The organism is Sorangium sp. So ce693, assembly GCF_051521375.1.
Classification (GTDB): domain Bacteria; phylum Myxococcota_A; class Polyangia; order Polyangiales; family Polyangiaceae; genus Sorangium; species Sorangium atrum.
This window is the reverse complement of the sequence record NZ_CP150347.1, coordinates 10,454,239-10,478,682: the sequence shown is the minus strand read 5'-3', so window position 1 is coordinate 10,478,682 and position 24,444 is coordinate 10,454,239. Positions and strand designations below refer to the sequence as shown.

The window sequence follows — 24,444 nt, the reverse complement described above, 5'->3', positions numbered from 1 at the left end:
TGCTTCGCCCCATGCCCATCACGAAGGACGCCGCGCTCGCTGCGCTGGCAACGGTCATCGCGCCGGACCTCCAGCGCCCCATCACCGACCTCGGTCGCGTCCGGGAGCTCTCGGTCGAGGGCGAGGCCGTCTCGCTCACCGTCGAGCTGACCAGCTACTTCAAGCAGCGGCTCGCGGCGGACATCGAGGCAGCCCTGAAGGGCGCCGGCGCGAAGGGCGTCCGGATCGCGTGGGACGTCGGCATCCCCACGCGCACCATCCTTCAGGACGACCCGTCCCCGGGCGTGAGGAACATCATCCTCGTGATGAGCGGCAAGGGCGGCGTCGGCAAGAGCACGGTCGCCGCGAACCTCACCCTGGCGCTCAGCCGCGAGGGGGCCAAGGTCGGCCTGCTCGACGCGGACATGTACGGGCCGAGCGTCCCGACCATGCTCGGCGTGATGGGCCGCCCGACGTCGTCCGACGGGCAGAAGTTCCTGCCGCTCGAGCGCTTTGGCGTGAAGCTCATGTCGATCGGCTTCCTGCTGGAAGATCCGAGGTCGGCGGTCGTCTGGCGCGGGCCGATGCTTCAGAACGCCCTGATCCAGTTCATGCGCGACGTGGAATGGGGTGAGCTCGACTACCTCGTGCTGGATCTTCCGCCCGGTACCGGCGACATCGCGCTGACGATTTCCCAGAAGATGAGGACCACGGGCGCGATCGTCGTGACCACACCGCAGGAGGTGGCCCTCCAGGACGTGTACAAATCGGTCTCGATGGCCCAGAAAGTCGGGATCGCCCTGCTCGGCGTGGTCGAGAACGAGAGCTACTTCGTGTGCGACGGGTGCAGCAAGCGGCACGAGCTCTTCGGGGCCGGCGGCGGGCAGAAGATCGCCGAGTTCGCCGAGGCGCCGCTGCTCGGCCAGATCCCGATGGATCCGGCCATCCGGGAGTGGGGCGACGCCGGCACGCCGGTCGTTCAGGCTGCCCCGAGCAGCCCGATCGCGCGCGCGTTCGTGGATGTGGCGGAGCGGCTGGCCGGCCAGGTCAGCGCCCACAACCTCGCGAGCGGGGGCGGCCTCCGCATCGATCGGAGCGGGGGGACCAACAAGCACCTGCCCATCATGCGGTAGGCTCTCGCGTAAACGTCCCGGGTACGATATGGTTCCGGCCCCTTCCCCCATTCAACCGAGGGGGCCGCTGGAGAGAACGCGAGCACGTTTCGCCCCCATCGGCATGCGTTGTCGCGCGAGGCGCGGATGAATACCCACGAAAATACCACCACGCCGGCGGACGCGCCGGGAGCTCCGGCCGACCAGGGCGGCCCGCTCGAGTCGTCGAACGCTGCGCCCGAGCAGGCAGCCCAAGCCCATGAAGCGGGGTCCACCCCGCCGACCGAAGCGAGCCACGACCCCGGCGAAGAAGCGTCGCCGCAGGCGAGCTCGACCCAGTCCGAGGCGACACCGGCCGCGGCGGCAACCGCCGCCCCGGCGAGCGCTGACGACGACGAGTGGGAAGAGCAGCCGGGCGACAACATCGGCAACCGCGTTCCAGGCCTGCCGCGGGACGATATCGGCAACCGCAAGCCCGGGTTCTCGCCTGGCAAGCGGACCCCTCCGGCGGCTGTGAAGCCCGCGCCGGCCGCGAAGCCCGCGCCGGCCGGAGAGGCCGGTGCGGCCGCGCAGACCGAGGGGGGCGCTGGAAAGAAGCGCCGCCGCCGCCGTCGCCGCAAGGGCGCGGAAGAGGCCGGCCAGCCCGGGGCCGAGGCTGCTGAGGCGGCCGAGGCCAGCGGCGCTGAGGCGGCCGACGCGGCCGACGCGGCCGAAGACGAGGGCGAGGAGGAGCAAGCGGCCGACGAGGCGGGCGGGCAGCCGCAGCCTGGCGGCGAGAAGCGCAAGCGGCGCAAGGGGCAGGGCGCGCCGCCACCGCGCGAGCGCCCGGCCTTCAGCATCGGCGAGGAAGTGTTCGGCAAGGTCAGCAAGATCACTGACCATGCCATCTGGATCGACATCGCCGGGAAGGCGACGGGGCTGTTCGACCGTCGCGAGATCCTCGATGAGGAGCCGCCCATCGAGGGTGATCAGTTCATCGCGACGGTGGCGAGCACCGGCGTGCGCGGAGGCATGCTCCTCCTGTCGAGGGCGCCGGTGCAGCTCGATCAGGCGCGCGCGCGCGCCGAGGCTGCGCTCCAGAGCGGCGAGTCGATCGAGGGGTTCGTGACCGGGGCGGTGAAGGGCGGGCTCGAGGTCGACCTCGGCGGCCTCCGCGCCTTCGCGCCGGCGTCGCACGTCGATCTGCGCCACGGCGCGGACCTCAACTACCTCGTGGGCCAGCGGCTCGACTTCGGCGTGACCCAGTTCGCGAAGAAGGGGCGCGACATCGTCGTGTCCCGCCGCAAGATGCTCGAGGAGGAGAGCCGGAAGGCGCGCACCGAGGCGCTCACGTCGATCGAGCCCGGCTCGCTGCACAAGGGCATCGTGCGCAAGGTCGTCGCCTGGGGCGTGTTCGTCGCGCTCCCCGACGCCGGCGGCGTCGAGGGGCTGGTCCACATGAGCGAGGCGAGCCACGACCGCGGCGCCAAGCTGGCCGACCTGTTCAAGCCGGGCGCGGAGATCGACGTGAAGGTCCTCCGCGTCGACGACAAGGGCAAGCTCTGGCTGAGCCGCAAGGCCGCCACCGTCGATCCGTGGGACGCGGTGAAGGAGAAGTACGCGGTCGGCACGCGCCACAAGGGCAAGGTCGCTCGCCTGCAGCCGTTCGGAGCGTTCATCGAGCTCGAGCCGGGCATCGATGGGCTCATCCACACGGCCGACCTCTCGATGAAGCCGATCCAGCACCCGAACGAGGTCGTGAAGGTCGGCGACGACGTCGACGTCGTCGTCGCGACCTGCGACGCCGCGGGCCGGCGCATCGGGCTCCACCCTGCTCCGCCCGAGGGCGAGGAGAGCGAGCCGCGCCAGCGCGTTCAGCAGGGCAAGGCGGTGAAGGTGTCCGTCACGCAGGTGACCGAAGGGGGGCTCGTCGTCCGGGTGCTCGGCACCACGGGGCGAGCGGCTCGCGGCTTCATCCCGGCCGGCCACACCGGCACGCAGCGCGGCACCGACCTCCGGAAGGAGTTTCCCATCGGGACTCAGCTCGACGCGAAGGTCATCGAGGTGGATCCGCGCCGGGGCGAGGCCAAGCTGTCGATCCGCGCCCTCAAGGAGGACGCTGAGAAGCAGGCGTACCATCAGTACCGCGCGGGGGTCGCGCGCGAGGCCAAGTTCGGCACGTTCGCCGACCTGATGAAGAAGAGCTGATCCCGGGAGGCGCACGCTGCCCGTGCAGCGGCGCCTCCGCCTCCATCCTCCACCAGCCACCGCCGCGGTTCGGCGAGCTTCGCGCTACTCGCGCCCTAGCGCGTTCACGGGATCCATGCGCGCGGCCCGCCGCGCCGGGAAGAACCCGAAGACGATCCCGATCGCCGTGCTCACCCCGAGCGCGACCGCGAGCGCGGTCGGCTCGAGCCTCATCGGCCAGCTGAACGCGCGCGAGAAGCCGAAGATGACGCCGTACCCGAGCGCGCTGCCGACGACGCCGCCCAGCGTGGCGAGCACGAGCGCCTCGAGCAGGAACTGCAGCAGGATGTCGATCTCCCGGGCGCCGATGGCCATCCGGATGCCGATCTCCCGGGTGCGCTCGGTGACGCTGACCAGCATGATGTTCATGACGCCGATGCCGCCCACGACGAGCGACACCGCCGCGATGCTGACGAGCAGCGCCGAGAGCGCCGCGAAGATCGCGTCCTGCATGGCCTGGAACTCCGCCTGGCTGCGGACGGTGAAGTCGTCCTCGTCATTCTCGCCGATGTGGTGCCGCTGGCGGAGGATCGCCTCGGCCTGCAGCCTGGCGCGCTCCGACGTCTCGGCCGACGTCGAGCTCAGCAAGATGGCGTGAACCTCCCCGGGCCGCGTGGCGATGACGTGCGACCGCATCGTGGTGATGGGCATCAGCACGATCTCGTCCTGGCTCTGCCCGAAGGGCGACGCCCCCTTCTCCTCCAGCACGCCGAGCACGCGGTACATCTGGCGGCCGATCCGCACCATCCGGCCGATCGGATCGAGCGATCCGAACAGATCGCGCGCGGTCTGGGCCCCGATCACGACGACCTTCTCGGAGAGGTTCTCCGAGGCGGGGCTCCACGGCTCTCCCTGCGCGACCTTCCAGCTCCGGATCTCGAAGTAGTTCAGGCGCGTCCCGACGAGCGTCGGGCTCGCGTTCTGGCCCTCGTGGATGACCTGGGCGCTCGACCTGAGGAACGGCGCCACGAGCCGGATGCTCGTCGACTCGCGCGCGAGCGCTTGGCCATCGAGCTCCGAGAGCTTGGCGCCCGCGGTGCTGCGGACGCCTGATGCGCGGGCGGAGCGGGCGAAGACGATGAGCGAGTTGGAGCCGAGGTTCGAGATCTGCGCGTTGACGTTGGCGCGCGCGCCGCTCGCCAGCGCCGTGACGGTGACGACGGCCGCGACGCCGATCGTGATCCCCAGGATCGTGAGCCCGGCGCGGAGCTTGTTCCGGCGGACGGCGCGCAGCGCGATCACGACCGCCGAGAAGACGCGGGTGAGCGTGGCGCTCATTCATGCCTCAGGGCGGCGATGGGATCCTGACGGGCCGCGCGGCGGGCCGGGAAGAACCCGAAGACGATCCCGATCGTCGCGCTCGTCCCCACCGCGACGACGACCGCGCTGGCCGGCAGCGTCATGCTCCAGCCGAGCGTCGCGGCGAGGGCCTTGATGACGCCGAGCCCCGCGCCGAGCCCCAGCACGCCGCCGATGAGCGAGAGGGTGATGGCCTCGACGAGGAACTGGACCAGGATGTCGCCCTCGGAGGCGCCGATCGCCATGCGGATGCCGATCTCGCGCGTCCGCTCGGTGACGCTGACCAGCATGATGTTCATGACGCCGATCCCGCCGACGAGGAGCGACACCGCGGCGATCGAGGACAGGAGCATCGTCAAGGTGTCCAGGATCCGCTCCTGGGAGGCGCGGAACTCCGCCTGCGTGCGGATCACGAAATTCGGCTCGTCGTCCGGCGCGATCTCGTGACGCTGCCGGAGGATCCTGTCGATCTGCTCCACCGCGCGATCGACGGTCCGCTCGCTCGTGGCGGCGGCGACGAGCATCTGCACCCTGCCCGGCGCGCTCGGCACGATCCGCGATCGGAAGCTGCCGATCGGCATGAGCAGCCGGTCATCCTGGTCCTCACCGAAGGGCGATTGCCCCTTCTTCGCGAGCACCCCGATCACCCGGAACGGGTGCTTGCCGATCCGGATGTACCTCCCCACCGCCTCGCCCGAGCCGAACAGGTTCTCCCGGACGGTCTCGCCGATCAGGCAGACCTTCGCCTTGAGCTGCTCGTCGGCCTCGGTCCAGCCCTCGCCCACCCCGACGCTGTACGAGAGGATCGAGAGGTAGCTCCGGGTCACGCCCATGACCTGGGTTGCGACGTTGGCCTCTCCGGCCACGACCTGCGTCGACGTCGAGCTGAACGGGCTCAGCGCGGTCACGCTCGTGGACTCCTTCAGGATCGCGATCCCGTCGGCCTCCGACATCCTCGCGTTCTCGCGGCGCCTCAGCCCCGACGCCTGCGTCGACTGCGGGAAGATGTAGATCGAGCTCGCCCCCATGCCCGAGATCTCGCCAAGGACGCGGTTACGCACGCCCGTCCCGAGCGCCACGACGATCACCACGGCCGAGACCCCGATCAGGATGCCGAGCACCGTCAGGGCGGCGCGGAGCTTCGAGCGGACGATGGCGCGCAGCGCGATCCGGACGGCGGCGAGGTAGCCGCTCATGGCGAGCGCTCGTCGCGCTCCGCCTCGGAGAGCGGCAGCGCGGCAAGCGCCGCCGCCGCGTCGACGGGGCGGTCGTCCCTGAGATCGCTGCGAATCTCGCCGTCGCGCATCGTGATCACGCGGCTCGCGCAGGCGGCGATGTCCGGCTCGTGCGTCACGAGGACGATCGTGATCCCGCCCCGGTTGAGCCGCTGCAGCAGCCCGAGCACCTCGTAGCTCGTGCGCGTGTCGAGGTTGCCCGTGGGCTCGTCGGCGAGGAGCAGCGGCGGTGAGGTGACGAGCGCCCGAGCGATGGCGACGCGCTGCTGCTGTCCGCCCGAGAGCTGGTTCGGCGTGTGGTGCAGGCGCTCGGCCAGCCCCACCGCGCCGAGCGCCTCGAGCGCCCGCTTGCGCCGCTCCGCCGCGCCGACGCCCCGATAGACCAGCGGCAGCTCCACGTTCTCGAGCGCCGTGGTGCGCGGCAGCAGGTTGAAGCCCTGGAAGACGAACCCGATAAGGCGGTTCCTGACGATCGCGCGCGCGTCGTTGCTGCGCCGGGTGACGTCGAGGCCGTCGAGCCGGTACGTGCCCTGCGTCGGCCGGTCCAGACAGCCGATGATGTTCATCAGGGTGCTCTTGCCCGAGCCGCTCTGCCCGACGATCGCGACGAAATCGCCGTGCTGGATGGTCAGATCCACGTGCCGAAGCGCCCTCACGATGACGGCCTCGGTCGTGTAGTCCTTGCCGACGCTCGAGAGCTCGATGAGCGGCTCGTCCCGGGGCGCCGCGGCGACGTCTTGGCTCTGGGGCAGCATCACGCCTCAGAACAGCCGAGGGCCGCGCCCCTTGCCGCTCGCTGACGGATCGTCGTTCTCGTCGGTGACGACCTTGAGCGGCCCGAGATCGGACGCCAGCGCGGTGAAGATGCCGTCGGTGATCCCCACGTCGACGACGCGCGGCTCGATCTTCTCCGCCCCCGGCGTCGCGTCGGTCAGCACGTAGATCCGGCCCTTCTTCGGCGGGAGCGGATCGAGGGGCGGCGCCTTGATCTCCTTGCCGTCCTTGTCCCGCGCCGGGGCCGGCTTGAACCGGAGCGCCGCGTTCGGCAGCCGGCGCACCCCCCTGGCCTCGGCGGACCGGACGCTCACCGTCGCCGTCATCCCCGGCCGGAGCTTGACGTCGGGGTTGTCAACCTCGACGACCGCCGCGTAGGTCACGACGCCGGACTGGCTCAACGGGCTGTAGCGCACCTGGCTCACCGTCCCTCGGAACGTCTCGCCCGGGAACGCATCGACGCTCACGTCCGCCGCCATGCCCTCGCGGAGCCGCCCGACGTCCGCCTCGTCGATGTCGGCGAGCACGCGCATCTTGCGGAGATCCTGGGCGATCACGAAGAGGGTCGGCGCCTGGAAGCTCGCCGCCACGGTCTGCCCGGGGTCGATCGCGCGGCTGATGACGACCCCGTCGATGGGCGAGAAGATGCGCGTGTACTGGAGGTTCGTCGTGGAGGAGCGGAGCACCGCCCTGAGCTGCGCCACCTGCGCCTTGGAGGCCGCGACGTCGGCGAGCGCGACGTCATAGGCGCCCTGCGCGGTGTCCAGATCCGCCTGCGAGCCCACCCCCTCCGCGACCATCTTCCTCGCGCGATCGAGCCGCTGCCTGGCGGTCCCCAGCGAGGCCTCCGAGCGCACGACGCTCGCGTTCGCCGCCGCGATCTGCGCCTGGTTCGAGTCGATCTGCGCCCCGAAGAGCGTCGGATCGATCTCGGCCAGCACGTCGCCGGCCTTCACGATGCTGTTGAAGTCGACGTAGACCTTGGTGATTCGCCCCGAGACCTGGGCGCCGATCTGCACCTCGGTGAGCGGCTTGACCTGCCCCGTCGACTGGACCACTTCGAGCACGTCGCCCGTGGTGATGTCGCCCGTGACGTAGCGCGGCGGCGGCGGGGGCCTCGTCCGGATCCTCCAGACAACGATCCCCGCGACGAGCGCTGCGATTGTCGCGAGGACGCCGAGCCGAGCGAGCCAGCGCTTCGTGCCCACCCGGGAGAGCTCCTGCTCCAGGCTCTCTCCCCCGCGTCGAGGCTGCGGTCCGCCCTCGCGGCGGCCCCGGGCTGCCGCGCCGCCGGGGGGAACCGGCGCGGCCGAGGCCGGTCGCATCTCGCCCGGCGGCGCGTCTCCGGGACGGAGACGCTCGGTTTCCGTGGCGGCCTGCTCAGCAGGGGGCGACGCGTCGAGGGGGTCGCGACCGGTCGCCCGAGCCATGGAGTCGGCCATCGGACGTCCTCATAGCACGCTGCCGCGCAAGCGCGCCTCGCTTGAAACCGCGGAACCGCCGTGGCAGACCAACCGCCGCCCCATGGAGTCGCTGCCCATCGCAACGGATACGGTCGTCACGCTGTCCTACGTCCTCTTCAACGAAAACGGCGAGACCGTGGATGAGGCATCGACCGCGGAGCCGCTCGTTTACACGCACGGCTATGCCCAGATCGTGCCCGGGCTGGAGCGTGCCCTGGAAGGGCTGCGGGCGGGCGAGCAGCGCGAGATCACCGTCGAGGCGGAGGATGCGTTCGGCGAGCGCGATGACGCTGGCGTCTTCGAGGTCGACAAGGCGGATTTCCCCGATGGCGGCGCTGTCGAGGTGGGCGACGAGTTCGTCGCCCAGGGCCCGGACGGCTCACCGATCGCGCTCCGGGTCATCGAGATCCTCCCCGAAGGCTTCCGGGTGGACACGAATCACCCCCTGGCAGGCCAGAAGGTGCGCTTCCAGGTTCAGGTCAAGGACGTGCGCGCCGCCAGCGAGGAGGAGATCGCGCAGGCTCAGGCCGAGCTGGAGGAGCGCATCGATGAGTCCGAGGGCGAGGGCTGCTGCGATCACGACCACGACCACGACCACGATCACGGCCACCATCACGAGCACGGGGATGGGGTGCTCGTGACGCTCTCGAAGAAGTCGTCATAAGCCCGCCGCCAACTGGCGGGTTGTCCGAGGAGATCACACATCATGACCGTAGGTGAGAAGGGCAAGCTGACGGAGCTGCAGCTCGATCGCCGGGTGCGCGAGCGCCTGCTGGCGAGCGGGACGCTCAGCGCCGGGACCATCGAGGCGCACCTCGCGGGCTTGCAGGACCTGGAGGAGCAAGCCGAGGGGATCGCCGTCGATCAGCCGGCGCTCGGCGCGTCGGCGCAGGGGTCGCGGGTCGAGCCCGATCTCGACGACGACGGGGCAGAGTGAGCGACGCGAGGAATCGGGAAGAGCTTCCGCCGTTCGGGAGCCCCCCGGAGCTGCCGACGCTCGACTTCTCGACCTTCGTGCTGTCGATCATCGGCTCCGCGTACGTGCACCTCGGCGACGCGCCCAGCCCTGACGGCAGGGAAGAGCAGAACCTGGTCCTCGCGCATCAGGACATCGATCTGCTGTCGCTCCTCCAGGAGAAGACGAAGGGGAACCTCTCGGGCGACGAGGAAAGGCTGCTCGAGCAGGCGCTCTACGATCTGCGGATGCGCTACCTCGAGGTCTCGAAACGATCGTGACCGTTGGCGCCAGGGCTCTCTCGTGGGTCCTCCTCGCCTGGCTGGTCGCCTCGTGCAGCAAGGCCTCTCCTGGCCACTCTTCCAGCGCAAGCAGCTCCACCGTCCCCTCGGGCGCCGTGCCGGTGGCGACCGCGCCGCCGCCTCCGTCGGCGCCGCCTCCTCCTCCGATCGTCCGCTCCGAGGGCATGCCCGGCTCCTTCGCGCCGCTCGCGCGCAGGGCCGATCCCGCGGTCGCGACGGTCAAGGCGCGCGTCGAGCGGCAGCAGCAACCGGGCGGCCGCCGCCGCACGGTCGCCGAGGGGCTCGGCACCGCCTTCGTCTATGATCCAGAGGGCTTCCTGCTGACGAACAACCACGTCATCGAGGGCGCGACCGACATCCTCGTGAGCTTCGTCGACGGCCGTGACATCAAGGCGACCGTCATCGGCCGCGACAAACACACGGACGTCGCCGTGCTGAAGGTCGAGGAAAAGGGGCTCCCGTCGCTCCCCCTGGGCGACTCGGACACCATCGAGGTCGGCGACTGGGTGGTCGCGATCGGCAACCCCTTCGGCCTCTCCCACACGGTCTCGGCGGGCATCCTCTCCGCCAAGGGCCGCACCCGGGACGACGTGAAGGGGCTCGATCCGAGCGGCTACTTCAACTTCCTCCAGACGGACGCGAGCATCAACCCCGGCAACTCCGGCGGCCCGCTCCTGAGCCTCAAGGGCGAGGTGGTCGGCATCAACGCGGCCGTGCGCGCCAACGCGAACAACATCGGGTTTGCGATCCCGATCAACATGGTCCGGCAGCTGCTCCCGATGCTGCTGCGTGACGGCAAGATCCGGCGGAGCCAGGTCGGGGTGATCGTCGACGTCCTCAACTCGATCGAGGCGGGGCGGCTCAAGCGCCCCGATCGAAAGGGGGCGTGGGTGAAGACCGTGGTGGCGGGCGGACCCGCGGACCGGGCTGGCATCGCGCCGGACGACGTGATCATCGGCTTCGAGGGAAAGACGATTTCCGATCCGAACGAGCTCCGGTGGATGGCGAGCATCGCCGGGGTGAACAAGGTCGTTACGCTCCGCGTCGCGCGGCTGGAGCGGGTCTTCGATGTCCGCCTCACGCTGGGCGAGCTGCCCGAGCTCAGCGACGAGCCCGATGAGCCGTGAGCCGGACGTCCGCTGTCTGCCGCCCGGCACGTCCGCCGGCTGCCGCGCGCCGTGCGTGGCCGCCTGCTCCGCGACCTTCCTCGTCCCCCAGCCTCCTCAGGTAAGCTGACCCCGTGGCCATTGCACCTTCTCACCCGGACGAGCTCGAGCCGGTCGCGCCTCCCGGTGATCCCGGCGAGGGCGATGCGGAAGGCGACGACCTGTCCGCGGAGGGCGACCACCCCGAAACGAAGCAGCTCCACTCGCGCCTGAATAGCGCTTCCTCCCGTGCGTCCAATCGCGAGGCGCGGCGGCGGGAAGCGGAGGAAGATCGTGAGCTCATCGAGCGGGCGCAGAAGGGGGACCAGGCGGCTTTCCGCTCGCTCGTCGAACGGCACCAGCGCAGGGCGTTCGCGATCGCGATGGGGCTCGTCCGCGACGAGAACGACGCGCGCGAGCTGGTGCAGGACGCCTTCCTCCGGGTCTACAAGGGCCTCGGCTCCTTTCAGGGGGGCTCCTCGTTCTTCACCTGGCTCTACAGGATCGTCACGAACCTGGCGATCGACCTCATGCGGAAGCCGGGACGCCGCGACCTCGAGCTCCAGGAGAACCAGGCGGCGGACGAGCAGTCCGATTTCCCGCTCGTCGCTCGGATCGACGGCGCGGACCCCCTCAACGTCGTCCGGCGCCGGGAGATCGCCGGGCGCATCCAGGCCGCGCTCGACGCGCTGCCGCCCTACCACCGAGGCGTGATCCTGATGCGGGAGGTGGAGGGCATGTCGTACGAGGAAATGGCTCAGGCCATGGGGGTCTCGAAGGGGACGATCATGAGCCGCCTGTTCCACGCCCGTCAGAAGCTTCAGCGCGCCCTCGCTGACTGTTACGCGGAGGAAGAGGGCAAGGCCCCAGCAGAGGACCCGGAGGAGATCGCGTGAGCACCGCCAACAGCAGCAAGGCGAATCACGGGGAAGCGAGCGCCCCGCCGACGGACCTGGAGCTGATGCTCTATGTCGACGGTGAGCTCGATGAGGCTCGCCACCAACAGGTGGAGGAGTACGTGCTCCACGACCCGCGCTGCCGAGCGAAGGTCGCAGCGCTCGTCACCGCGGCCGACATGGTCCAGGAGAGCGCGCTGGCCTCCAGCGCGGCCGACGGCATCGCCGACGGGGTGATGGCGAAGATCCTCGAAGGGCAGGGGGGCGCCGCGCGGGTGGACGGAGGCGCCGTCGCGCCGCCGCTCGCGGCGTCGCCGTCGGGCCAGCCGGCCCGCGCTCGGGCGAGGCTCCAGGGAGCGCCGGCGAACGACAACTCGCGCGGGATCTTCGCGCTGACGGCGCTCGCCGTGGCGGCGGCCGCCGCCTTGATGGTGTGGGGCAAGATGGGCGTGGAGGCACCCACCGCGGAGCTGACGACATCGGCGCCCTCCGCGTTGCTCGCCCCGCCGCCCGAGGCGCCCTCCGCGTTGCTCGCGGCGCCGACGAAGGAGCCGGACGCCGCGCCGAGCTTGGAGGGGGACGTCGAGCCCGGCGTCGAGATCGCCGCGGTCGACTTCGGGGCACGCATGGGCACCATCTTTTACGTCCCGCAGGAGGCCGTGGCTTCAGGCCCGACGACCACGGTGGTCTGGCTCTCCGATGACGGTCCGGGAGGACAGTGATGAGATTTCTTGCGAGTGCGATCACCGCGACCATGGTCCTGGCGCTCGGCGTGAGCCCTTCCCCCGCCGTCGCGCAAGAGCAGGCGCCGGCCCCCCCGCAAGCGGCGCCGTCGGACGCCGAGATCACGTCCGAGATCGTGATCCTCCACGCGACGAACGATGGGAAAGGCATCGACCCGAAGATCGGCAAGATGCCCGAGCTCGGGAAGCCGCCGTTCTCGGCGTACAACAGCTACAAGCTCCTCGAACGGCTGAAGGTCAGCCTGCAAAAGGGGAAGCCGACCACGACGAAGCTGCCGAACGGCAGCGTCCTCATGGTGTCGCTGAAGGACGTGGTGGCCGCGAAGAAGAAGGACGAGCCGAGGCGCTTCGTCGTCAGCGCGAGCATCCAGAAGCCGGGTGGCACCACGTTCCTGCCGCTGCTCGAGGTGAACGCCAAGGCCGGCGAGAACTTCTTCGTGGCGGGTCAGCAGCACATGGGCGGCGTGCTCGTGATCGGCATCAAGGTCGCGCCCTGAGCCGAGGGAGCTCGCCCCTGCTCAGCGGCGGGCCGAGGACGGCAGCGCGATCGGCAGATCCAGAGAGAAGACCGTCCCGCGCGGGGCGCGCGCATCCGCGCGGATGCTGCCGCCGTGCGACGCAACGATGTTCCTTACGATGCTCAGGCCTAGCCCGGTGCCGGTTCCATCGGTCTTCGTCGTGAAGAAGGGGTCGAAGATCCTCGGCAGGTGCTCGGGCTCGATCCCGTGTCCGTCGTCGCGGATCGTCACCGTGATGTAGCCGTCCTCCGCCGACATCGCGGTGGCGATGCCGAGGCAGCCGCCGCGCTCGTGCATCGCGTGCGCGGCGTTCGTGAACAGGTTCACGAACACCTGCGTCAGCGGGTCGATGACGCCGCAAACCGGAGGGATCTCGTCGAAGCATCTCTCGACGGTGACGCCCGTCTGGTCGAGGAGGTGCTCGCAGAAGACGAGCGCGCGCTCGATGATGTCGTGGAGCGAGACGGCGCCCGGCTTCTCCGTGGACGGCCGCGCGTAGGCGATCAGGTCGCGCGAGAACCGGCGGATGCGATCCGCCGCGTCGTTGATCCTCGCGAGCCGCTCGATGTCCGAGGGGTCGAAGCCGCCGCGCTCGCCCTTGCGGCGCAGGTACTCGGAGTAGGCGAGGATCGAGGTGAGCGGGTTGTTGAGCTCGTGCACGACGCCTGCGGCCATCTTCCCGAGCGAGGCCAGCTTCTCGGCCTGCATGACCTGAGCGCGCAGCGACTCGTGCGCGCGCGCCTCGCGGAGCGACGCGCCCAGGGTGAGCACGAGCCGATCGACCAGCGCCTCTACCGGCGCGCTGTCGAGGTACGCGGCGTCGTCGGCCGCGATGTGCATCGTCGAGCGACCTCCGGGCTCGATGGCCACGACGCGCTCGAAGGCGAACTCCGGGAGGAGCCGCGCCGGATCGCGGACGTCGTCGCGGCGAGCGCGCGGCGAGACCCGGACGGCCACCTGCGCTCCCGTCGCGCCGGGGATGTAGACGCCGAGCCCGCAGGCCGTGAGCACCTTCGCGGCCGCGCCGAGCAGCGTCGAGGCGCGCTGCTCGATGGAGGCCGACGGATCCAGCTCGCTCGACGCGATCAGCAGGCTGTCCACCCACTCGAGCGGGATGTCCCGGGTGAGCGGCTTCCGGAGCGTGACGGGAGCGTCGGACAATGGCTGCTCCCCCAGGCGCTCCGCGGTCTTTCCGCTCACCCGATCACCCTGTTCGGGTCGTCGCCGCTCGACCGGTCGAGATCGATGATCTTCGCGGCGCCGACATAGGATTTCGTCTCATAGCGGGTGATCTTGCCGATCTTGCGGACGATCTCCGCCATCCGCTCGGCTTCGCTGCGGATCGTGGCTGCGGCCCCCTTGATGGGGGACGCGTCGTCGATCCGACGGCAGATCAGCTCGGCGTAGCCGAGCACGCTGGTGAGCGGCTGGTTCAGCTCGTGCGCGGCCGCGCCCGCGAGCTCGGCGATGATGGCCTGCTTCTCGCGAGCGCGGAGCTCCTCCTGCGCCTCGGTGAGGCGGGCCTCCATCCGCATCCGCTCCCGCAGGTCCGTGAAGATGCCGACGGAGCCGACCGGGACGCCGTTCTCGAAGATCAGCGCCGCGGAGAGGTGCACCGGGATCCGCGAGCCGTCCCTGGCCAGGACCTCGGTCCGGTAGCCCTCGAGCCGGCCGGGACCGCCGTGCTCCTTCGCGTGGATGAGCCTCATGATGTGCTCGGCGTTGTGGTCGGGGTAGAGCGCGCGGGCGTTCATCACGCCGACGACCTCCTTCGCGTCATACCCGTAGATCCGCTCGGCGGCGCGGTTGAAGAGCAGGACGACGCCCTCCATGTCGGCCGAGACGATCGCGTCGACCGAGCTGTCGATGACGCGCTCCAGGAACTCCTTGGTCTTGGTGAGCTCCGCCTCGGTGGCGCGCTCCGTGGTGACGTCGCGGAAGCTGACCAGGACGGCGCCGCTCTCCTCGCGAAGGACGCTGCTGAAGCTGAAGCTCAGGATGAGCCGCTCGTGCTCGCCCCGCCGCACGGTGAAGTCCACCATGTGCGGGAACGATCCCTTGGCGAAGCCGGCCCGGATCTCCTCGAGGAGAGGGTGCTCGCGCGCGTCGACGAGATCGGCCAGGTTCGCGCGCTCGAGGTCCTCCGCCGTGCGCCCGGTGATCGCCTGCGCGCGCGGGTTGGAGAAGAGGATGTGGCCGTCAGGATCGACGACGACGATGCCGTCGGCCGTCGAGTAGAAGAAGTCGGCGTAGCGCTGGAGCGCCTTCAGCCGGCGCTCCGCCTCGAACCGGGCGAAGGTGCTCTGCTGCGTCTGATCGCGGAGCGACTGCAGGATGCGCGCGTTGCGCAGGGCGATCGCGGTGGCGCTCGCGACCGTGCGGGCCAGCGAGAGCTCGTGCGCGTGGGGGGCCACCGGCTGCCGGCCGCGCAAGAAGAGCACGCCGAGCGGCTTGTCCTCGAACAGGATCGGCAGGAGCGCCAGCGAGCGGAACGCGTTCTCCGGGAGCTCCGCGCGCACGATGTCGAACAGCGGGTGCGCCTTCGCGTCGTCGATCACGAGCACGTCACCCGTGCGCATGACGCGCTGGATCTCCGGGTACTTGCCGAGATCGATCGGCAGATCCCGCAGCTCCTTGTCGTCGCTCGCGGCGACCACGTAGCCGACGTCGCCCGCGTCGCGCACGAGGACGATGCTGCAGCGGTCGACGCGCGCCACCTCGGCGATGCGCCGCACGACGGTGAAGAGGATGTTCCGGAAGTCGAGCGTCGAGGAGAGCGCCTGCGTGAGCTCGAGGACCACCTTCGCGTCGTGCTCTTTGCGCGCGAGCGCGTCGACGTAGTCCCGGATCCGGAGCTGCCCACGGATGCGCGCGATCAGCTCGGCGGGGCGGAACGGCTTGCGGATGAAATCGTCCGCGCCGAGCTCGAAGGCGCGGGCGACCTCCTCGTCCGCGTCGAGCGCGGTCAGCACGACGACGGGGACGTCCTGCGTCCGAGGGGCGTCCCGCACGGCGCTGAGGACCACGTAGCCGTCAGGGGGCGGCATCACGAGGTCGAGCAGCACGAGCGCGGGCACGCTCGCCTTGAGCCAGGCGAGCGCGTCCGCGCCCGAGGTGACCGCGACGGCCTCGATGCCCGCGTCGGCCAGCGCGTGCAGCAGCATCTGCCGGCTGACGGCGTCGTCGTCCACGACGAGCACAGGATCACGGCGAGGCACACGCCAAGCTTAGCGACTCCAGGCTGGAGCGATGAGAGAATTCCGGGCATCGGCGCGGCGTTGCGCGGCGTTGCGCAACGCATTGCGCGGCCCGCGCGGCGCTGGGATCAGGAGAAGAGATCCCCCTGCTTCGCCGCTGGAGCCGCGATGCCCAGGTGCTCGTAGGCGCGGCGGGTCGCGACCCTTCCGCGCGGCGTGCGGCCGACGAAGCCCTGCTGGAGCAGGAACGGCTCGTACACGTCCTCGATCGTGTCGCGTGGCTCACTGAGCGCCGCGGCCAGGGTGTCGATGCCCACAGGGCCGCCGTCGTAGTGATCGACGATGACGCGCAGCAGCCGGCGATCCATCTCGTCGAGGCCGGCCGCGTCGATCTCGAGCCGCTCCGCGGTCTTCCGCGCGATCTCCATCGTGATCGCGCCGTCGCCCAGCACCTCGGCGAAGTCGCGGACGCGGCGCAGGAGGCGGTTGGCGACGCGCGGCGTCCCCCGCGCGCGCGCCGCGATCTCGCGCGCTCCGCCGGCGTCGATCGGCACATCGAGCAGACCGGCGCTGCGCTGTACGATGCGCTCGAGCTCCTCGACGGGGTAGAAGTCGAGGCGGACGACGTGGCCGAAGCGCGACAGGAGCGGCGCGGTGAGCAGCCCGGTGCGGGTCGTCGCGCCCACGAGCGTGAAGGGCTTCAGCGCGAGCTGGATCGTCGTCGCGTACGGGCCGTCACCGGTCATGATGTCGATGTTGAACGACTCGATCGCGGGGTAGAGGCTCTCCTCGACCGCCGGCGTGAGCCGGTGGATCTCGTCGATGAACAGCACGTCGTTGCGCTCCAGCTTCGTCAGCAGGCCGGCCAGCGCGCCCTTGTGCTCGATCGCCGGCCCGCTCGTGACGTGGAGGGCGACGCCCATCTCGCGGGCGATGATGTGGGCGAGCGTGGTCTTGCCCAGGCCGGGCGGGCCACAGAACAGCATGTGGTCCAGCGGCTCGCGCCGCCGGCGCGCGGCCTCGACGAAGACCTTGAGGTTCTCCGTGTGCTTGGCCTGGCCGACGTACTCGGCGAGCGAGGCAGGCCGGAAGAGGCGGTCGAAGCGATCATCGTCGCCTGTCTCGGCAGGAGAGAGCGCCCGTTCAGGCATGCCACGGGCGTACCGCGTGCAAGCAGCGAAGGGAAGCGATCCGCGCGGCGGCGGCGCGGGTCGCCGCGGGGCGCTGGGCGAGGTCAGCCGAGCGCAGGGACAGAGGACAGGCGGGGGCGGCGTGGGGGCGGGATGCGCGGCAGACGAGCGCGGCAGAGCGGCCGGCCGTCGGGGGCGCCGTCCACCTCGAGAGAGCCGCCATGGAGCTCGATCACCGATCGCGCGTGGCTCAGGCCCAGCGTCAGGCCGCGCCCGCGCGCCGTGGTCTGCCGGCTGAACAGGGCCTCGAGCTCGTCCGGCGGCACGTCGCGGCTGCCGTACTCGATGTCGATGCGGACCTCGTTGTTGAACTCGCCGGCCATCGTCGCCGTGAGGCGCACGAGGCGCGCCGACGGGTCGGCCGCGCCGGTCCGGAGCGCGTGCGCGACGATGACCGCGATCGCGCGCGTCGCGTACGCTTGATCGACGGGGATCAGCGGCAACGTGTCGCCGACCTCGATGACGACCTCGCCGCCGGCGTCGCTCGCGAGCTCGCGCGCCTTGCGGAGCGCGCCCGCGATGAGCCAGCCGACGGACGTCGGCTGGGGCTCGAGCGTGAGCTGCCCGGCCTCGACGCGGGCGGCGTCGAGGATCGACTCGATGAGGCCGAGGAGCTCCCGGCCGCGCGTCGCGATGAGCTCCAGGCTCTCGCGCTGCGCGGGGGTCAGATCCTCCTGGCCCACGAGCTCGGCGAACCCGAGGATGGCGTTCAGCGGGCTCTTGAGGTCGTGGCTCACGCTCGCGAACAGGAGGCCGCGCATGCGCTGCGCCGCCTCGCGGGCCTCGAGCGCGCGCTCCTGCGCCGCGGCGAAGACGCGGAAGCGCTCGGCGAGGTCCTCGATGGCGTGCCCGAGCCGGGCGACGACGGCGAACCGGGCGGGGCGCGCGATCTGGGTGGCGCCACGGAGCACGCTGTCCGTGCCGAGCAAGCGCACCTGCTTCGTGGCGTGCACGAGATCGGCAGCGAGGACGCGGCCGAACAGGTTGCCGAGCGCGCCGGCGACCAGCACCGCGAGCAGCGCGACGAGCGCGCCCCAGATCGCGGCCGAGGGCTCGAGGTCGGCGGAGAACCGGGTGTTGACGCAGCCGTAGTCGAGCGGCGTGATCACGGCGATCTGCCCGTCGGCTTCGCGGCCGAAGGAGGGCTCCGCGCCCACGCAGTCGTGCTCCAGGCGCGCGAGGAACCCGAACTCCGCCGCAGAGGACACGACGTCGTTGCGGCCGGCCGCGTCGATGGCCCCGAGCGACGGGTCGAGCGCCGTGCGCGCGATGAGCCCCGCGGTCGAGCGCCGGCTGCGCTCGATGAACGTCTGGAGGTGCGCGTTCGCGATGAGCACCGCCCCGACGCCGACGAGCAGCACCGGCGTGGCGACGGCCAGGAGCAGCTTCGAGGTGACCCGTCGGCGCGGCGTCTGGTAGAGCTCGGCGGTCTCGAGCAAGGCCCCGATCGCCTCGGCCGGGCTGATCTCGAAGAGGCTGAACGCCGCGGCGCGCGTCAGCACGTAGTGGGGGATCGCGGACGCGCTGAGGATCGTGATCGCGAGGATGAGCAGGCTGACCGCGCGGCCGTCGTCGAGCTTCTCCGGCCTGATCCCGGGGATCATCATGAGGCTCGAGATCGTCGAGCTCGCCAGCACGAAGCGCAGCGCCAGCGAGGTCGGGAGCCCGGCGAACCGCTCGAGCTCCTCGTGATCGACGTCGCGCGAGCCGATCACGAGCGAGCGCAGCAGGTTCTGGTGGGTGCGCAGCCGGAGCAGCGTCAGCAGCGTGGTCGCGCAGATCGCGGCGAGCGCGATCTTGGCGCCGACCGAGAGCACGCTGGCGGCGACGCGCTGCTCCAGGATGAGCAGCTTCGGCGCGAGCGCCGCGATCGCCCCGAACGCGGCGACGCCGACCAGCGCCTGGCGGACGAGCACGCGCCTCGCGAAGTGGATCGCGTCGTCCCTCATGCGCTCCTCGGTCATGCGATCCTCCCCTGGGGGCCGCCGGCGCCGGGGTCGTTCCCCGGCGGCGCCGCGTCGGGCGTGGGCGGGGTCGGCGCGAACAGGGGCTGCTGCACGATCCACATCGGCAGGGTGATCGTGAAGGTCGAGCCCCGCCCGAGCTCGCTCTCCAGCTGGATCGTCCCGCCGTGCATCAGCACGAGGCGCCGCGCGATCGAGAGCCCGAGCCCCGTCCCGGCCCGGCGCGAGCGCACGTCGCCGGTCTGCCGGTACTCCTCGAAGACCGCCGACGTCTCCTCCGGCGGGATGCCGGGGCCGGTGTCCTGGACGACGATCGCCGCGTAGCGGCCGCGCCCCGTGATGCTGACCGTCACCGAGCCGCGCGCCGTGAACTTGACGGCGTTCGAGACGAGGTTCGTCAGGATCTGCCGCACCCTCCGCGGATCGGCGTGCGCGACGAGGGCGTGGTCCCCGGTGACGCGCAGCTGGAGAGGCTTGTCGCGCGCCGCCGCGGACGCCTCCCGCATCACCTGGTCGACGAGGGCGCGGAGGTTGACGGCGCGGCGGGAGAGCTGGAGCTTGCCCGTCTCGAGCGCCGAGAGGTCGAGGATGTCGTCGATGAGCGTGCGCAGGTGCTCGCCGCTCTGCCGGATGACCGACAGCGCCTCGCGCGCGTCCTGGCTGAGCGGCCCGTCGACCTCGCTCTCCAGGACGTGCGCGAACCCGAGGATGGCGTTGAGCGGCGTGCGCAGCTCGTGGCTCAGCCCCGCGAGGAACGCCGAGCGCTCGCGGTCCATCGCGGAGGCCTGCTGGAGGTCCGCCCGGTAGGTGCGCTCCGCCGCGGCGAAGCGGGTGATCAGGAGGTTGAAGGCCGCCGTCAGGAGGCCGACCTGGTCGAGCGACCTGATCGGCACGGGCTCGGCCTGGATCACGTCCGTGGGCAGCGCGCTCTGGACCTGTCCGCGCGCCATCGCCGTGATGCGCTCGCGCAGGTAGTCGACATCGTCGCGCGCCGACTTGGTGAACGAGAGCGCGACCGCGACGGCCACGCCGAGCAGCAGCACCGTGAGCGCCGCGACGGCGTTGCCGAGCGCGATCGAGTCGGGCGGCGGGCTCGGCGCCGAGACGAAGGTGAGCACCGAGAGGTGAGAGAGCGGCGGGTGCAGCGGGCGCGCCGCGAACCGGACGCGGCCGAGCGAGGTCGTCGTCTCGCCCTTACCCAGGGTGAGCATCTGGACGATGCCGGCCCTGGCAGGCGCGCTGAAGCTCTCGTTGATCAGCACGTGGCCGCCCTGATCGACGAGCAGGATCTCCGACCCAGCCCGCCGCGCCGCCTCTCTCAGGAACGCCGTCCGCTCCCCCTCGATGGTCCCGCGGAGCCGCGCCGAGAGCGTCGCGGCCAGCACCTCGGCGCGCAGGCTCGCGGCCTGATCGCTCATCTTCGCGAGCTGGCCGATGCCGATCAGCGCGATCGCCACCGCCGTGGCGATCCCCACGACGATCACGATCGCGGGCGCGAGCGGCACGAGCGGCGTCGTGCCGCGGGGCCAGCGGATAAGGCGACGACGGCGGGCCACGGCGGGTCAGGATGCTAGCGCGCTTCGGGCGGCGCACGGGCTACCTCGGGCGCGCGGAGGGAACTAGCGAGCGAGCGCCCTCGTGAGCGGGCTTCACCTGGGATCGGTCGCCAGGAGCGCGAAGACGGAGTGGTCGAGCCAGCGGCCGTCGCACCACTCGGCCTGCCGGGCGATGCCCTCGAAGCGGAAGCCGAGCCGGCCGATGACAGCGAGGGACGGATGGTTGTCCGTCGCGGCCGCAACCCGAACGCGGTGCGCGCCCATGTGGCCGAACGCAAACCCGAGCGCGGCCCTCGCGGCCTCGGTCATGAGCCCGCGCCCGGTCGCCTCCTTGCGGAGCCAGTAGCCGAGCTCGCAGGAGCGGTGCAGGTGGACGCACGCCTCGAGCCCGACCACCCCGGCGAGCGAGCGGTGCGCGCGCTCGCGGATCACGAAGCGCAGCGCCCTGCCGTGATCCCAGTCGGCGGCGCACGCCTCGGCGAAGCGCACGCTCGCGGCCGGATCCGTGTGGAACTGCACCCAGGGCAACCAGCGCTGGAGGTAGGTGCGCGAGCCGTTGACGGCGAGCCAGAGCTCGGGCCCGTCGGACGGGTCGATCGGCACGAGGATCAGCCGCTCTGTCTCGATGGGACGGGCGCGAACCTCGCTTCGAGGTGGGAGGATGAGCATGGGGTCACCGGCACTGGATGCGGGCGGCGTAGGGCTCGAGATGACCCGCCTCGTAGTCAAGCCAGGCGACATACCACTCTCCGGGCTTCGCGCCGGGGCTGATCGAAGGCGCCGGCTGATCGCCGCTGACGCGGGCGAATTTCGTGGGCGCGCCGACGCCGTCGCGGTTGATCGACGCGGTGAGCAGGCGGCCCCCCTCCAACCAGACGAGCTGCGCCTGCCCGCTCGGCGCGATCGCGATCGACGGGCGCGCGCCCGACTTCGAGAACCGCTTGCGCCAGATCGGCTGGCCCTTGGCCGGATCGATGTAGGCGGCCGACGCGCCCCCGAGCGGGGCCTCGCCGTGCCAGACGACGAAGCAGCCGCTCGCGCCGCACGCGAGCGAGGGGCTGTCGCTCCGGACCCGATCGCTGTTCACGAGCGACAGGTCGCCGAGCGCGCGGTCGGCGCGCTTGCCGGGGCTGGCCGGCGGGAGGCCCTTGCTGGCGTTCGCGAGCGGGAGGCGCATGTACTGGATGACCCGCGTCGGCTCGCGATCGAAGCGGAAGGCGAGGTGCATCACGTCGTTCGTCACCGCCACCGAGGGGAAGCGGACGCGCGGCTTCGAGGGGCCCGTCGGGGTGACGTCCGTCAGCCGGATGATGTCGCCCGCCGGATCGAGGTTCGGCGAGAGGCGGCGCATGAAGAGGTCCTCGGAGGCGTTGTCGCCGTCGTCCGACCACGCGATCAGGAACCCCTCGGCGGCGCGCGCGAGCGAGGGCCACGAGTTCCCTCCGCGAGGGAAGGGCGCGACCATCACGGCGGGGCCGTCGATCCGCCCGTTGGCGTCGAGCCAGCGCACGTGCACGCCGGCCTCCGGTCCCTTGCCGTCCCAGTACGTGAGCACCAGCCGATCGCCTGCGGAGGTCAGCTCGGGGCGCCCGATGGCGCGGCCCTCGGGCGTCACGTCGAGCGCCGGCGACGACGGCCGCATCGCGCCGTCCAGCGTCGTCGTGTAGGCGTGCTCGGTGCCCTCGTGCGAGTCCGTCCAGGTGACCACCGCGCCGCGCGGGCCGAGCGCGATCGAAGGCCGGCTGGCTCCGACGGCGCGGCCGCCCTCGCGCACCAGATCGTGCGTGCGCGGCCTCGCGAGGCCGGTGAGCGCGCATGGCGCCTTGCCGCTCGCGTCCTTCAGGGCGATCTGCACGTTCTCGCTCAGCGTCCGCGGCACAGGGTGGTTGCCCTTGTCCTGTGCGTCCTTCAGCAGCCTGAGCGCCGCCTTGAGATCGCCGGCGGCGACCGCCTCCTGCGCCTGCGCGACGAGCGGCGGCCACGCCAGGCCGGGCGGCTCGGCGTGGGCGTCGGCGCGCGCCGGCACGTTGGCCCCGGCGGAGGCCGAGGGGGCGCTGGTGGCCGACGGCGCCGCGGTGGTCGACGAGACGGGCGGCAGGGACGTCGGCTTGAGGAACTGGCGGTAACCCGCGTAGGCGCCGCCCGCGACGAGCGCGAGCACGCCGAACACGACGAGCGCGCGCCCGGCGCCGCCTCGCTTCGGCGGCGATGCGTGCGCCAGCGGATCGGGGACCGAGGTCTCGCCCGAGCCCCCGGAGAAGGTGATCTGCTGCCCCGCGCCCTGGCTCACGCGCCCGGCGATCGCGGCGCCGGGCGCGCCCGAGCTGTCCAGCCCGGCGAACGGATCTCCCCCGCGCTCCGCCGGACCCGACGGGACGGTCCGCCGCGATTCGTTGGGGGTCACACGGACGACCCCCGGCGGGTCGAACGACAGGTCGGCCGGCGCCTCGCCGCCCGGCATGACGAGCCCCGCCTGCGACGGCTCCGCGCCGCGCGGCGGCTGCGCGACGCCGAGCGCGACCGACAGCTCGTCGGCGAACTCCTTCGCGGTCTGGAACCGGCGATCGATCGAGCGGTCGAGCGCCTTCTCGAACCACGTGGTGAAGCTCGCCGGGAGGTCGGGGCGGAGCGCCGCGGGCTGCGGCAGGGGCGCGTTGGCGATCTGCGCGAACGTCATCGCGACGCCCTGCTCGGTCTGCCAGACGGTGCGGCCTGTGAGGCACTCGTAGGTGATGCAGCCGAGCGCCCAGAGATCCGCGCGGTGGTCGACCGCTCCCTGGCCGCGCACCTGCTCCGGGCTCATGTAAGCCGGTGTTCCGAAGACCGCGCCCTCGCGGGTGAGGCGCGCCTGCGCGTCGCCTCCGTCGACCGGCGCGTAGAACTTCGCGAGGCCGAAATCGAGGATCTTCGCGCAGAGCCGGCCCTCCTCATCCTTCGTGAGGAAGATGTTCTCCGGCTTGAGGTCGCGGTGGACGATGGAGGCGGCGTGCGCCTTGGTGAGGCCTCGACACACCTGAGAGACCACCGTCACGGTGGTCTCGGGGTCGAGGTACCTGATGACGGTCATCCGCTCGTACAGCGACTCGCCTTCGAGCAGCTCGAGCACCAGGAAGGGCCGCCCGTCCTCGAGCTTGCCGGAGTCGTAGACGTCGCAGATGAAGGGGCTGCGGATCGACGCGGCGGCCCGGGCCTCTCGGAGGAAGCGCTCGACCACGACGGCTGAGGTCGTCAGCTCCTGGGCGAGCACCTTGATCGCCACGCGTTTGCCGATGTCGATGTGCTCGGCCTCGTACACGGCAGCCATGCCGCCGCGCCCGATCTCGCGTGTGATGCGGTATTTTCCGGCGAGGACCGTGCCTACCGGGATCTTCGCTTTGTTCGGCAAAGCCATCAGGCAGGGCTGTCCCGCGACTGGATTCGCCAGCGCAGCCTATTCGAGCCGCGTCATAAGAACAATGGCGAGCGCAGCCTGACCCGTCAGGGAGGGGCCGATCCCCTCCCGGGCGCCGCGCGAGCGAGCTCAGCGCTTGCAGGGCGGCACCGTGAAAGCGGATTTCACGCCGGGCTGGCCATCCGGACTGGCCCTGGAACAAAGCGGGGCCCACCTCCGGCGCCACGGTGCGTAAGCGGGTTCTCACCCCCGGCGCCGCCGCCGCGCAAGCGAGCTCTGCCGTGCGCAGGTGGAGCTGTGAAAAAAGTAAGCGGGCTCCGATTTTCTGACGTCCGATGCACTTTTCTCACGCTCGCAGGATGCGCGAAACATTCCGGAAACATGAGCTTGGGTACACCAGCCTGGACCTTCGGTCGCGCGCCAGCGTCCGGGGTGAAGGGGCGCCGATCCGGCTCCGCTGGATGGGTCCCTGAGTCGTTGACAGTGTCGGGCAAGGCTC

At 71.2% G+C, this 24,444-nt stretch carries 20 protein-coding genes; 9 read left to right on the top strand and 11 right to left on the bottom strand.

The window, feature by feature from the left end; genetic code table 11:
- Positions 1-11: 11 nt before the first annotated feature.
- Together WMF14_RS39005 and WMF14_RS39000 are read left to right on the top strand one after the other, a co-directional pair.
- Complete coding sequence (locus WMF14_RS39005; RefSeq protein ID WP_437794799.1) at positions 12-1,112, top strand: Mrp/NBP35 family ATP-binding protein; 1,101 nt, start codon at positions 12-14, stop codon at positions 1,110-1,112.
- A gap of 126 nt (positions 1,113-1,238) precedes the next feature.
- Positions 1,239-3,278, top strand: coding sequence for a S1 RNA-binding domain-containing protein (locus WMF14_RS39000; protein WP_437794796.1), 2,040 nt, complete (start codon positions 1,239-1,241; stop codon positions 3,276-3,278).
- Positions 3,279-3,362: 84 nt separating this feature from the next.
- Here the strand turns inward: WMF14_RS39000 and WMF14_RS38995 are convergent, their stop codons facing one another.
- From WMF14_RS38995 to WMF14_RS38980, 4 genes are read right to left on the bottom strand one after another with little or no spacing between them, the layout of a single operon-like run.
- Entirely contained in the window at positions 3,363-4,595 is a 1,233-nt protein-coding gene (locus tag WMF14_RS38995) for an ABC transporter permease (RefSeq protein WP_437794794.1), read from the bottom strand.
- The gene (locus WMF14_RS38990; RefSeq protein ID WP_437794791.1) at positions 4,592-5,812 is read right to left on the bottom strand and encodes an ABC transporter permease; all 1,221 of its coding nucleotides are present in this window, start codon (positions 5,810-5,812) and stop codon (positions 4,592-4,594) included. Before WMF14_RS38990 ends, WMF14_RS38995 begins: the two co-directional genes overlap by 4 nt.
- On the bottom strand, positions 5,809-6,606 hold the full coding sequence (locus tag WMF14_RS38985) for an ABC transporter ATP-binding protein (protein ID WP_437794789.1): 798 nt from the start codon (positions 6,604-6,606) through the stop codon (positions 5,809-5,811). The genes WMF14_RS38990 and WMF14_RS38985 overlap by 4 nt, the downstream gene beginning before the upstream one ends.
- A gap of 6 nt (positions 6,607-6,612) precedes the next feature.
- The gene (locus tag WMF14_RS38980; protein WP_437794786.1) at positions 6,613-7,833 is read right to left on the bottom strand and encodes an efflux RND transporter periplasmic adaptor subunit; all 1,221 of its coding nucleotides are present in this window, start codon (positions 7,831-7,833) and stop codon (positions 6,613-6,615) included.
- Positions 7,834-8,149: 316 nt separating this feature from the next.
- On the opposite strand from WMF14_RS38980, the gene WMF14_RS38975 reads away from it, so the two are divergent.
- The 7 genes from WMF14_RS38975 (at position 8,150) to WMF14_RS38945 (ending at position 12,626) form a co-directional block, all read left to right on the top strand.
- Positions 8,150-8,752, top strand: a complete 603-nt coding sequence (locus WMF14_RS38975; RefSeq protein ID WP_437794784.1) for an FKBP-type peptidyl-prolyl cis-trans isomerase — start codon at positions 8,150-8,152, stop codon at positions 8,750-8,752.
- A gap of 42 nt (positions 8,753-8,794) precedes the next feature.
- Positions 8,795-9,025, top strand: a complete 231-nt coding sequence (locus WMF14_RS38970) for a hypothetical protein (protein WP_272102864.1) — start codon at positions 8,795-8,797, stop codon at positions 9,023-9,025.
- Positions 9,022-9,324 (top strand): DUF1844 domain-containing protein, encoded by a 303-nt coding sequence (locus WMF14_RS38965; protein ID WP_437794782.1) that lies wholly within the window; start codon positions 9,022-9,024, stop codon positions 9,322-9,324. The genes WMF14_RS38970 and WMF14_RS38965 overlap by 4 nt, the downstream gene beginning before the upstream one ends.
- Complete coding sequence (locus WMF14_RS38960; protein ID WP_437794780.1) at positions 9,321-10,472, top strand: S1C family serine protease; 1,152 nt, start codon at positions 9,321-9,323, stop codon at positions 10,470-10,472. Before WMF14_RS38965 ends, WMF14_RS38960 begins: the two co-directional genes overlap by 4 nt.
- Positions 10,473-10,585: 113 nt before the next feature.
- Positions 10,586-11,386 carry a sigma-70 family RNA polymerase sigma factor gene (locus WMF14_RS38955; RefSeq protein ID WP_437794778.1) on the top strand — a complete coding sequence of 267 codons (801 nt, stop codon included), beginning with the start codon at positions 10,586-10,588 and terminating at the stop codon, positions 11,384-11,386.
- Positions 11,383-12,108, top strand: coding sequence for an anti-sigma factor family protein (locus tag WMF14_RS38950; RefSeq protein ID WP_437794776.1), 726 nt, complete (start codon positions 11,383-11,385; stop codon positions 12,106-12,108). Before WMF14_RS38955 ends, WMF14_RS38950 begins: the two co-directional genes overlap by 4 nt.
- Positions 12,108-12,626, top strand: a complete 519-nt coding sequence (locus WMF14_RS38945; RefSeq protein ID WP_272102869.1) for a hypothetical protein — start codon at positions 12,108-12,110, stop codon at positions 12,624-12,626. The genes WMF14_RS38950 and WMF14_RS38945 overlap by 1 nt, the downstream gene beginning before the upstream one ends.
- 21 nt (positions 12,627-12,647) lie before the next feature.
- On the opposite strand, the gene WMF14_RS38940 is transcribed toward WMF14_RS38945, so the two are convergent.
- From WMF14_RS38940 to WMF14_RS38910, 7 genes are all read right to left on the bottom strand, one after another.
- Positions 12,648-13,847, bottom strand: coding sequence for a sensor histidine kinase (locus WMF14_RS38940; RefSeq protein ID WP_437794774.1), 1,200 nt, complete (start codon positions 13,845-13,847; stop codon positions 12,648-12,650).
- Complete coding sequence (locus WMF14_RS38935) at positions 13,844-15,865, bottom strand: PAS domain S-box protein (protein WP_272102871.1); 2,022 nt, start codon at positions 15,863-15,865, stop codon at positions 13,844-13,846. Before WMF14_RS38935 ends, WMF14_RS38940 begins: the two co-directional genes overlap by 4 nt.
- Positions 15,866-15,972: 107 nt before the next feature.
- Positions 15,973-16,995: a Holliday junction branch migration DNA helicase RuvB gene (gene ruvB / locus WMF14_RS38930; protein ID WP_272102872.1), complete on the bottom strand. Its 1,023-nt coding sequence runs from the start codon at positions 16,993-16,995 to the stop codon at positions 15,973-15,975.
- Between the two features lie 83 nt (positions 16,996-17,078).
- Positions 17,079-18,998 carry a sensor histidine kinase gene (locus WMF14_RS38925; RefSeq protein ID WP_272102873.1) on the bottom strand — a complete coding sequence of 640 codons (1,920 nt, stop codon included), beginning with the start codon at positions 18,996-18,998 and terminating at the stop codon, positions 17,079-17,081.
- Positions 18,995-20,554, bottom strand: coding sequence for a sensor histidine kinase (locus WMF14_RS38920; RefSeq protein ID WP_437794770.1), 1,560 nt, complete (start codon positions 20,552-20,554; stop codon positions 18,995-18,997). Before WMF14_RS38920 ends, WMF14_RS38925 begins: the two co-directional genes overlap by 4 nt.
- 93 nt (positions 20,555-20,647) lie before the next feature.
- Positions 20,648-21,223: a GNAT family N-acetyltransferase gene (locus WMF14_RS38915; RefSeq protein ID WP_272102875.1), complete on the bottom strand. Its 576-nt coding sequence runs from the start codon at positions 21,221-21,223 to the stop codon at positions 20,648-20,650.
- Positions 21,224-21,227: 4 nt separating this feature from the next.
- Complete coding sequence (locus WMF14_RS38910) at positions 21,228-23,945, bottom strand: protein kinase domain-containing protein (protein ID WP_437794767.1); 2,718 nt, start codon at positions 23,943-23,945, stop codon at positions 21,228-21,230.
- Positions 23,946-24,444 lie beyond the last annotated feature (499 nt).

Bases quoted from the DNA above. Each gene is read 5' to 3' on its own strand.
- WMF14_RS39005 (WP_437794799.1), top strand. From the start codon at position 12: ATGCCCATCACGAAGGACGCCGCGCTCGCTGCGCTGGCAACGGTCATC.
- WMF14_RS39000 (WP_437794796.1), top strand. From the start codon at position 1,239: ATGAATACCCACGAAAATACCACCACGCCGGCGGACGCGCCGGGAGCT.
- WMF14_RS38995 (WP_437794794.1), bottom strand. From the start codon at position 4,595: ATGAGCGCCACGCTCACCCGCGTCTTCTCGGCGGTCGTGATCGCGCTG.
- WMF14_RS38990 (WP_437794791.1), bottom strand. From the start codon at position 5,812: ATGAGCGGCTACCTCGCCGCCGTCCGGATCGCGCTGCGCGCCATCGTC.
- WMF14_RS38985 (WP_437794789.1), bottom strand. From the start codon at position 6,606: ATGCTGCCCCAGAGCCAAGACGTCGCCGCGGCGCCCCGGGACGAGCCG.
- WMF14_RS38975 (WP_437794784.1), top strand. From the start codon at position 8,150: ATGGAGTCGCTGCCCATCGCAACGGATACGGTCGTCACGCTGTCCTAC.
- WMF14_RS38970 (WP_272102864.1), top strand. From the start codon at position 8,795: ATGACCGTAGGTGAGAAGGGCAAGCTGACGGAGCTGCAGCTCGATCGC.
- WMF14_RS38945 (WP_272102869.1), top strand. From the start codon at position 12,108: ATGAGATTTCTTGCGAGTGCGATCACCGCGACCATGGTCCTGGCGCTC.
- ruvB (WP_272102872.1), bottom strand. From the start codon at position 16,995: ATGCCTGAACGGGCGCTCTCTCCTGCCGAGACAGGCGACGATGATCGC.
- WMF14_RS38925 (WP_272102873.1), bottom strand. From the start codon at position 18,998: ATGACCGAGGAGCGCATGAGGGACGACGCGATCCACTTCGCGAGGCGC.
- WMF14_RS38915 (WP_272102875.1), bottom strand. From the start codon at position 21,223: ATGCTCATCCTCCCACCTCGAAGCGAGGTTCGCGCCCGTCCCATCGAG.
- WMF14_RS38910 (WP_437794767.1), bottom strand. From the start codon at position 23,945: ATGGCTTTGCCGAACAAAGCGAAGATCCCGGTAGGCACGGTCCTCGCC.